Below are 9,667 nucleotides of genomic sequence, written 5' to 3'. Positions count from 1 at the left end.
TTCACTGCCGCGGGTCATCATACCTAAGAGTACTGACTTACCAACACCAGAGCCTGCAAACAAACCCATACGCTGGCCTTGCCCTACAGTAATCACTGAGTTTATAGCCCTTACACCTACGTCCATAGGTTGGCTGATTGGTCTTCTAGCGAGGGGGTTTATGTGGTTTTGTGCAAACTTTAAATAGTGTTCGGCGTTAATTTTCCCCAGGCCGTCAAGGGGGCGGCCTAAGCCATCCACTACACGGCCCAGTAAGCTCATACCAACGGGTAAACCTGTATCATTTACTTGTGGAATAACACGTGCACCAGGCAACACACCGGAAATGTGGTCATTAGGCATTAAATATAGAGTTTGCTCACTAAAGCCCACCACCTCGGCATCCACAAAGCCCGACATAGTTTCTATTTTGCATTGGCTGCCAACAGGCGCACGCAGCCCTTTCGCCTCAAGAGTTAGCCCGACGACTCGGGTTAAAATACCCGCTACAGCAGGTTTGAACGCTGCGATATGGTGTTGGTATTGATTTAAGCGTTCGCTTAGAGGTGCACGTTGAGCTGCCATAACACGCCACAAAAAAGATTAGATACCGCTATTATGCAAAAAGCTATCCAACGTTTCTTTGACACGGGTTTTTAGGGTCATATCTAAAGACGATTGTGGCGTTTTAACTTCGCAACCGCCGCGCTCGAGTGTGGGTTCTGCAATTAGCTGCCAATTATTATCTGCAATAGTTTGCTCACCATAGCTTTGCTTTACCAGCTCTAAATCGTCTGGGTTTAAATGCACACGAACTTTTTCTTGCTCAGTATTTAATGCATCTATGCTTTTTTTAAGCGTATGTAAAATAACATCGGGTGATGTTTTAATTTCTTGGTAGGTGATAGCTTCAGCCAACATAACCGCTAATTGCACTAAGTGCTTTTCTGCCAGTTCGTCCACTTTATCAAGCGGAGCGCTGAGGTTGCCGATTATGCTACGCAAGCTGGTTAACTGCTCTTCTATTAACGGCTTAACGTCTTCTTGGCCTTGTGTTTTACCAAGCTCTACGCCTTCTTTGTAACCTGCTTCTTTGCCCTCACCAACCCCTTTTTCAAAGCCATCTATGTAGCCTTGTTCGTGCCCTTGCTTTAAGCCTTCCTCATAAGCATCTTGCCTAATGCGCTCAAGCTCTGCCATAGTTAACGAAGGCAGTTCAGGCTCTTGCGGCTGCTCGTCCTCTACTGCTTCTTCTTCAACTTCTTTTTTATACAAATCAGAAAGCGGTGTACCAAAAGCCGTTGAACGATTGCCAAAACTACGCTCATCAGGCGCAACATCAGGTATTGGCCAGTTTTTTAAAAGCTCATCAGCTTCATCTGCATGTAAAGGGCGACCTTTTAATTTAGACATAGCTTACAGGAACTCCTCGCCGCCACCGCCGCCTAACTGAATTTCACCCGAATCAGATAAACGCCTTGCTGTTGAAAGCACTTCTTTTTGGGCCGCTTCTACTTCACTTATTCTAACCGGTGCCATTGCTTCTAAGTCATCGGCAAGCATTTCAGCAGCACGTTTAGACATATTACCCAAAATTTTATCTTTAAGCGCTTCGTCAGTGCCTTTAATTGCTTTCATGAGTACGTCTTGCTGTACTTCACGTAGTATGGCTTGAATACCGCGGTCATCTACATCCATAAGGTTTTCGAATACAAACATAAGATCTTGAATTTGCTGAGACATTTCTTCATCGTGTTCACGAATAGAGTCCATCAACTGCCCTTCAACATTTGTATCTAGGTAGTTCATGATATCTGCCGCGGCTTTTAAGCCACCCATTTTAGCGGCTTGTGCGCCTGCTTGGCCGGCAAATTGTTTTTCCATAATCTCGTTAAGTTCTTGTAATGCTGCAGGTTGCACTTCTTCAAGATTAGCAATACGCATAGTTAAATCTAGGCGCACTTTTTCAGGAAATTGCGCTAGGATTTCTGCCGATTGCTCAGGCTCTAAATACGATAAAACAATAGTTTGAATTTGCGGGTGCTCATTACGAATAATATTGGCAACTTGCTTTGAGTCCATCCATTTAAGTGAATCTAAGCCTTTAGCGCCCGAGCCCATTACAATTTGGTCTATTAAACTAGCTGCTTTATCTTCACCTAATGCGGCGGTGAGCGCCTTTTTAATAAAGTCTTCTGACTGGAAGCCAATAGTACTAAAGCTTTGTATTTGCTCTATAAATAAATTATGAACTGCGCTAATTTTAGATTGCGACAAGTCATCCAGCGCAGCCATAGCCATGCCTACCTTTTGCACTTGCTTAGGCTCTAAGTGCTTTAGGATTTGCGCTGCGTCTTCTTCAGATAAGCTCAATAAAAGAATCGCGGCTTTATCTACGCCATCTAACTTGTCAACATCAAATGCTGGCGGGAGTTGTTTTTGTTCTTGATCAGTCATCTTCTGTTAACCACGCTTTCACTACTTGTGATGAGAGTTCCGGTTCGTTCGCTACAAGTGCTCTTACCGCTTTAAGTAAATCTTCGTCGCCATGTAAGTCTGGCAGCTGCAGTGTACCATCACTTGAGAAACCAACAGCAGCAGAATCAAAGTCTTTATTTAGCATATCTAGCGTGCTATCGCCAATATCAACCCCTGAGCTTAATGCATCTTCGTCGTACTCTTCAAGCGTATCATCTGGGTAGATCAAGCGCTTAAGCATAGGCTTAACAACCGCCATAATTAATACAATAATAACTAAGGCGCCAAGCACAAGACGGATGATTTTCATAAACCAATCTTGTTCCCACAGCGGTACTTCTAAGTCTAAATCAACTGCTTCACGCACAAATGGTACGGTTACCACTTCTAATGCATCGCCACGTTGCATATCAAAACCCACCCCACCTTGTAATAGGCGACGTATATTTGACAAAGCTTCTACTGAGCGCGGTGCCATGGTTGTTTCGCCGTTTTCACCTACTTTGGGCACATAATCAACAGCTACCGATACGCTAATTCTGCGAATAACGCCTGTTTGTTGACGCTTATGCGAAATGGTGGTGTCTAGCTCAAAGTTACGCGTGGCCTCTTTATGTACTCGACTTGGGTTGGTTGCCGTACCTGCATTACTTTGGCCTGCCACTTCTGGAATAGTTGAATTCATAGGGGGCTGATTAGTCAGTGCCCCAGGAATACCTACCGCTAAGCCACCTATGTTGTTTTCTTCAAATGTGGTTTCGCTTCTAACTGCTGGTAAGTCTGGGTTGTAACGTTTTTGTGTTTCCTCTACTGAGCTAAAGTCCATATTTAAATCAACTTGCGCCGTGTAGTTACCCAAGCCGACCACAGGAATAAGAATACTGTCTATTTTTTCTAGATACTCTTGCTCACGTTTTCTTTCAATGTCGTATTCTTTACGAGAACGTGCTGCTAATGAGTCTTGTGAGCCAGAATTAAGTAAGCGGCCATTTTGATCTGTTACCGTAACACGTGAAGGCTCAAGCCCTTGTACTGCAGAGGCAATCATATCAACGACTGAATCAATCTCTTCACCATCAAGCGTACGGCCACGTTTAAGAGTCAATACCACTGTGGCTGATGGTTTTTTCTCTCTGCGTGCGAATACGTTTTCTTTTGGGATGGCTAATAAAACTTTAGCGCGAGTAACGTTGTTTAGTTCTTCTATAGTGCGGGCAAGTTGTTGCTCGCGACCGTGCTTTAAGCGCTCACGCTCGAGCCGTTGGCTCACACCAAAACCCATATCTTGCATTATGATATCGGTGCCTGAGGTAGGGCCTTGCTCTAAGCCTTCACGCGCCATCAATAATTTAATGTTTTGATACTCGCTTTCATCAACCGAAATAACGTTGCCGTCTAGCTCGTAGTCAATTTTTTGTGCATCTAAAAAATCAAGTGTTTGGATCAGCTCTTCTGTAGGCATTTTGCCAAGCGGACGCATATCGGGTTGGCGCGCCCAAATAATCACAAATATGGCAATAGCTAAACAAATAGCCAGCGCAATAATTAGGGTAACTTGGCGAAGCACATCAACCCCATTTAAGGCGCTTAAGTAGCCCGACTTTTGTTCTTGTTGCTCGTTGTCTTCACTTTGGTCAATACCGCCGCCAGCAAGAGCAAGATCTGTTGATTGATTAGATTGCGCCACAATAATTCTCCACTACCTACTTAAACAGGCATGTTCATAATTTCTTGGTATGACTCAACAAGTTTATTTCTTACTTGTACTGTAGCCTCAAATGCCACTGATGATTTTTGCGAAGCAATCATTGCCTCAGCAAGCGATACACTTCTGTCACCCATTTCAACAGCCACGACTTTTTGTTTAGCATCTTGTTGTAGGCCATTAACCGTATTTAATGCATCGCTTAGTAAGTCACCAAATTGAGCCGATGACGTTGGCTGAGCTTGCGTGGGTAGCTTATTAATTTGATTTGTATGGCCTGCTTCTAAGGCCATTGATTGCATTTCTTGGAATAACGCGCTGTTTTGAATTTTCATAATTTTCTCTGGCAAATGCAGTTAACGTTCATAAAGGGATTAAAGCACAAAGCGTGCCATAAAAATAAACCTTTAATAACATACAGTTAACTATTATTTTTAAGAGTCAGAGATTTGACAACCCTAAACTAAGCGTGGTTAGTTTAGGGTTATGTACAGAAGAGAGAGTTAGTTTATGCGGGTAGTGAAATACCTAAATCGCGCATTTGTGCGAGTTTATAACGTAAAGTACGCGGGCTGATGCCAAGTGTTTGTGCAACATCTTTACGTTTGCCTTGGCAACGCGCGAGGGTTTCTAAAATTATTTTATGCTCTTTATCTTTTAGCTCATCTTTATAGCTGCCAGTATCTACGCTCGGCAGTGAGCTACTCGCCTCTACAGGCGTTATTTTGTCATCATAATATGCGTCACTGGGAGTACTCTCTTGCTCAGGCGCTATAACCTGAGTAGGCGCAGTGGTGCTTGACGCTTGCATTAAATTTTCAATAAAAATAGCCTGCTCGCCAATTACACTGCCCGTTCGCAAAATAAGCGCACGTTGAATTACATTATCAAGTTCGCGCACATTACCTGGCCATGTATGGCTCAATAGTTTTTGCTCGGCATCACTATCAAGCGTTGCTAACGGCTCTTTATTTTTAACTAAATGGCGCTCTATTAAATGCTTAGCCAATACAATTATATCGCCTGGGCGCTCACTAAGTGGTCGCCACATTAATGGGAATACATTTAAGCGATAATATAAGTCTTCTCTAAACTTAGTATCTGCAACAGCTTCTTTAAGATCGCGGTTACTGGTTGCGAGCACTCTCACATCGAGTGAAATTGTTTTGCGCGCACCTAAGCGCTCAACTTCACGCTCTTGTAATACTCTTAATAGTTTAGCTTGCAGCCCTAAGTCCATTTCTGTTATTTCATCAAGCAATATAGTACCACCTTGGGCTTGCTCAAATTTACCTGGGCACGCTTGTATTGCACCAGTAAAGGCGCCTTTTTCGTAGCCAAACAAGGTGGCTTCAAGCATATTTTCGGGAATAGCCGCGCAATTAATTGCCACAAAAGGCGCATCGCATCGGTTTGATTTATCGTGAATATATCGCGCTAATACCTCTTTACCTGAGCCGCTAGGGCCAAGCACCATTACACTTGCATCTGAGCGAGCCACTTTACTTGCAAGTTCTAATAGTTGAATACTGCTGGGGTCGGCTACAATTGGGCCATCAGTGTCTTTTGGTTTTTCGGGTAAATAGCGGCTAACCATATTTAAAAGCACCTCAGGGGCAAATGGTTTAGCCATATAATCAATTGCACCTAAGCGCATTGCCTCTACGGCATCATCAATCGTTGCGTAAGCTGTCATCATTAATACGGGAAGTTCTGGGTAGTTAAGCTTAATGCTCCTGAGCAAATCTAGGCCGCTCATCGCGCCCATTTGCACATCACTTACAACCAACGAAAACTCAGATTTCTTTAATTGGATCATGGCTTGCTCAGCACTTTGCGCTGCAACGCAGGCAATACCTGACATTTCTAACGTGTCTATGAGTGCTTCTCTTAAGCCTGCATCATCTTCAACTACCAGTATTGTATTGCTCATGCTGTTTTCTCCTGCATTGAGGTCGTGCATATGGGCAGCAATAAACTAAAACATGCACCACCATTGGCATTATTAACCACTTCAACACGTCCTTGATGCGCGTTTGCCACAGAACTTACTACAGCAAGCCCAAGCCCCGTACCTTGGCTTTTAGTGGTATAAAACGGTTCAAAAATTTTCTCTATTTGGCTCAGCTCTACCCCAGGGCCGTTATCGCATACGCTAATACGTACGGTGTCAGGTTCGCTACTATCTCGCTGTGCTTTTAAGGTCACTTTTGCCTGGCTGCCAATAATTTGAATACTATTGTGAATAAGATTTTGAATAGCGCTGGCCAGCGCAGTTTTATTACCGGTGATTTCTATATCTGGCTCTGGTAACTCAACAGCAAGTTCGCTGTTATTTAAAGCCACCATAGCATCGGCACCAAGTTTTACTTCGTTTAAAAGTTGCTGCATAGAGACTTGCTCAACCACTTGTTGCTCGCCACTTTTAGCAAAAAGTAGCATGTCATTAACTTGGGTTTCTAAATCTTTTAAACGTGACATAAGCTTGGTTTGAAAGTTATCGCGTGATGTTTCAGGTAGCTTTTTAGAGCCCAAATTGGCCGCGTATAACATAGCTGCAGAAAGCGGTGTACGCACTTGGTGCGCAAGCGATGCCACCATTTTACCAAGCGCACTCAAACGTTGCATATGTGCAACACGCTTTTGCAAACGACGGGTTTCTGTTAAATCGGTCATTAATATAAGCTGACCAGGCTCTGGCGCAAGTGCAGTAATATCAAGTTTTATAAGTCGGCCGTCTTTGAGCGACACTTCATGTCCATCATCTTGGTGGGGACGAAAAGAGCGTTGAATAATGTTAAACCATTTCTCTCCTTCGAGCGGCTCACCTAACATATCAATCGCGATTTGATTGGCTTTTGCAATAAGGCCTTTGCCATCAAGTACAACAACACCTGCTGGCATGGTATCAACTAAGTGCGACAGCCAACTTGCTTGTTGTCTTAAATCACTTAATTCACCAATGTACTCTTCTTGAAGTAAACATGGGTTATACTGATTTGCAGTAATAAACTGTGGTTTAAGTACACTCGCAAGGGCCATAATCAAATCTCTTAATGATGTAGATACAGGGCTTAATGCAGAATTTATACCAAAATTATTTTATATATTTTTCATTTAGTTAGCTTACAATAACGCGTAACAAAAAAATGACGCACAAAAAAGGAATAATAATGAGTGAGCAAAATAAATGCCGTTGTGCGTGGCTCGACACCACAAAACCAGACTATGTGAAATACCATGATGAAGAATGGGGGGTGCCCCTTTATGATGACACACTATTATTTGAATTTATTACGCTAGAATCAGCACAAGCGGGACTCAGTTGGTACACTATTTTAAAAAAGCGTGCAGGGTATAAAAAAGCATTTGCCAATTTTGATGTGCAAAAAGTGGCTAACTTTACAGCCGATGATATAGAGCGGTTAATGCAAGATAAGAACATAGTACGTAACCGATTAAAAATAGCTGCCACCATTAATAATGCTCAACGGTTTATCGAAATTCAAAAAGAGTTTGGCAGCTTTAGTCATTATCAATGGCGATTTGTGGACAATAAACCAATTATTAATAATGTAAATAGTGATGAAGACGCTCCTGCAATGACCGAAGAGTCAAAAGCATTTGCAAAAGATTTAAAAAAACGAGGCTTCAAGTTTTTAGGGCCTACAACGGTGTACGCACATATGCAGGCCTGTGGCATGGTAAACGATCATGGTAATGATTGTTTTAGAAAAGAAGAAATTATAAAGGCTTTTGGTTGATAAGTGATTTATTACCATAAAAGTGATCTGTTCACAAAGAGGATAAGAGACGCTTCGCTTTAGAGCAGTAACGTGTAAGCTAACTGTGGTTTCTCATTTAACCTCGTTCTTTTGGGTCTAAATAATTAAAAGCTGCGCTTTTACACGAGCAAGCTCAGCGTCTACCGTCAAAGTTTAAGTTTGCGTTTATCTTGTAGACGCCAAGCTTGCTTGCGTGACGGGCAAAGCCCGTAAATTAATTCCTCAAAAATGAATAATAAATAACGAAAACCTATCAGCATTTGCATACTGCTAATCTCGTGACAGATTGTACTTTTTCATTTTTTCGACAAGTGTTGTACGCCTTACACCTAATATTTCTGCGGCGCGCGCAACAACGTAATCAAAACGCTCTAACGCTTGGGTAATTAAGCTTATTTCAAGCTCGGCTAAATACTCTTTAAGTTCAATGCCCTCTTCGGGTAATACGCCAGATCCCTGTTGGCTAAATTCAGGCTCTGGTTCATTATCATAATCGCTAAAACCTGAGCTAAAAATATCGTTAAAGGCATCTTTTTCAAGTAGCTCTTCAGGGTATTCAGGCTCGTAGGCATCTACCTCGATGTAGCGGTATTTATTAGGTAAATCGGGTACATCCACTACTTTTTCAGGGAACATAATCACCATGCGCTCCACTAAATTAGCAAGCTCACGGATATTACCAGGCCAAGCATGTTCTTTGAGACTCTCAACTGCGCGCTCTGTAAATTTAGCCGACGTACCACTTTGCTCATTAACACGGCGCATTAGCTCTTTAAGTAATAAAGGTATGTCGTCAGCACGCTCATTAAGTGACGGGTTTTCAATAGGAAATACATTTAAACGGTAATATAAATCTTCCCTAAAGCTGCCCTTTTCAATCATTTCCTCAAGGTTGCGGTGGGTAGCGGCAATAACACGTACATCTGCTTGAATCGCTTTTGTGCCACCTACACGCTCGTAGCTACGCTCTTGTAATACGCGAAGTAGCTTAACTTGCATTTGCAGTGGCATATCACCAATTTCATCTAAAAACAGCGTACCGCCTTGCGCTAATTCAAACCGCCCTTTACGTGCAGAAATAGCGCCGGTAAACGCCCCTTTTTCATGACCGAATAACTCACTTTCAAGAAGCTCTCCTGGAATAGCACCACAGTTTACTGGTACAAATGGCCCCGTATTGCGTTTAGATAATAAATGTACATTACGCGCAACCACTTCTTTACCCGTCCCCGACTCACCTAAAATAAGCACGTTTGCATCGGTTTTAGCCACTTGCTCTATCAAAAAGCGTACGTTTTTAACCGCGTCAGTTTCCCCTACTAAACCATCAAATGTTTTATGTGGCTTATGATGCTTGTGACTTCCAGGAAGCATACGTTGGTACTGTTGGCAGTCGTGTAATAACTGTGTGGTTACTTCGTGATTAAACGGCTCGCAAATTAAACCGACAACATTTGCAATACTAAGGAGGGGTTTAAGCGTTTCACCAATTAATAAAAAAGGCAGGGTTGGGTAGCGTTTAATTAAGCTTTCATGATCTAAGCTTTGTAATGCGCCTAAAATAACAATGCATTCTTGCTGTTGATACTTATTGCATACTTGTTCAAAATCACTTTCGTTAAGCAGCTGCACAGCTTCCCCAATAAAGGTAAGTGATGCATGTAATCCTATTGCACGGTTATTATTATTATCTAAAATCAAGATCATAGTTAGCGAGCCA

8 protein-coding genes and 1 pseudogene are annotated in these 9,667 nt (G+C 42.5%); 1 reads left to right on the top strand and 8 read right to left on the bottom strand.

The annotated features are described in order from the left end of the window. From fliI to L650_RS0117235, 7 genes and pseudogenes are all read right to left on the bottom strand, one after another. Positions 1–564 (bottom strand): annotated as a pseudogene (gene fliI / locus L650_RS0117265) (flagellum-specific ATP synthase FliI); the annotation flags it as partial. Between the two features lie 18 nt (positions 565–582). Beyond that, on the bottom strand, positions 583–1,392 hold the full coding sequence (fliH, locus tag L650_RS0117260; RefSeq protein ID WP_029773884.1) for a flagellar assembly protein FliH: 810 nt from the start codon (positions 1,390–1,392) through the stop codon (positions 583–585). Between the two features lie 3 nt (positions 1,393–1,395). Further along, the gene (fliG, locus tag L650_RS0117255) at positions 1,396–2,436 is read right to left on the bottom strand and encodes a flagellar motor switch protein FliG (protein WP_004588291.1); all 1,041 of its coding nucleotides are present in this window, start codon (positions 2,434–2,436) and stop codon (positions 1,396–1,398) included. Continuing rightward, positions 2,429–4,144, bottom strand: a complete 1,716-nt coding sequence (gene fliF / locus L650_RS0117250) for a flagellar basal-body MS-ring/collar protein FliF (protein WP_029773883.1) — start codon at positions 4,142–4,144, stop codon at positions 2,429–2,431. The genes fliG and fliF overlap by 8 nt, the downstream gene beginning before the upstream one ends. 20 nt (positions 4,145–4,164) lie before the next feature. Next, positions 4,165–4,497, bottom strand: a complete 333-nt coding sequence (gene fliE / locus L650_RS0117245; protein WP_004588289.1) for a flagellar hook-basal body complex protein FliE — start codon at positions 4,495–4,497, stop codon at positions 4,165–4,167. 173 nt (positions 4,498–4,670) lie between these two features. Beyond that, the gene (locus L650_RS0117240; RefSeq protein ID WP_029773882.1) at positions 4,671–6,095 is read right to left on the bottom strand and encodes a sigma-54-dependent transcriptional regulator; all 1,425 of its coding nucleotides are present in this window, start codon (positions 6,093–6,095) and stop codon (positions 4,671–4,673) included. Further along, a complete protein-coding gene (locus L650_RS0117235; protein ID WP_029773881.1) occupies positions 6,092–7,204 on the bottom strand; it encodes a sensor histidine kinase in 1,113 nt (370 codons plus the stop codon). Before L650_RS0117235 ends, L650_RS0117240 begins: the two co-directional genes overlap by 4 nt. Before the next feature lie 131 nt (positions 7,205–7,335). Between L650_RS0117235 and L650_RS0117230 the strand changes: the two genes are divergently transcribed. Next, positions 7,336–7,926 carry a DNA-3-methyladenine glycosylase I gene (locus L650_RS0117230; protein ID WP_029773880.1) on the top strand — a complete coding sequence of 197 codons (591 nt, stop codon included), beginning with the start codon at positions 7,336–7,338 and terminating at the stop codon, positions 7,924–7,926. Between the two features lie 291 nt (positions 7,927–8,217). Here L650_RS0117230 and L650_RS0117220 read toward each other — a convergent pair whose 3' ends face one another. Continuing rightward, entirely contained in the window at positions 8,218–9,654 is a 1,437-nt protein-coding gene (locus tag L650_RS0117220; RefSeq protein ID WP_029773879.1) for a sigma-54 dependent transcriptional regulator, read from the bottom strand. Positions 9,655–9,667: the final 13 nt, after the last annotated feature.

This window comes from Pseudoalteromonas sp. TB51 (assembly GCF_000498055.1).
Lineage (GTDB): Bacteria > Pseudomonadota > Gammaproteobacteria > Enterobacterales > Alteromonadaceae > Pseudoalteromonas > Pseudoalteromonas atlantica.
This window is presented reverse-complemented; position numbering and strand designations above follow the sequence as displayed.

Bases quoted from the DNA above. Each gene is read 5' to 3' on its own strand.
- fliH (WP_029773884.1), bottom strand. From the start codon at position 1,392: ATGTCTAAATTAAAAGGTCGCCCTTTACATGCAGATGAAGCTGATGAG.
- fliG (WP_004588291.1), bottom strand. From the start codon at position 2,436: ATGACTGATCAAGAACAAAAACAACTCCCGCCAGCATTTGATGTTGAC.
- fliE (WP_004588289.1), bottom strand. From the start codon at position 4,497: ATGAAAATTCAAAACAGCGCGTTATTCCAAGAAATGCAATCAATGGCC.
- L650_RS0117240 (WP_029773882.1), bottom strand. From the start codon at position 6,095: ATGAGCAATACAATACTGGTAGTTGAAGATGATGCAGGCTTAAGAGAA.
- L650_RS0117235 (WP_029773881.1), bottom strand. From the start codon at position 7,204: ATGGCCCTTGCGAGTGTACTTAAACCACAGTTTATTACTGCAAATCAG.
- L650_RS0117230 (WP_029773880.1), top strand. From the start codon at position 7,336: ATGAGTGAGCAAAATAAATGCCGTTGTGCGTGGCTCGACACCACAAAA.
- L650_RS0117220 (WP_029773879.1), bottom strand. From the start codon at position 9,654: ATGATCTTGATTTTAGATAATAATAATAACCGTGCAATAGGATTACAT.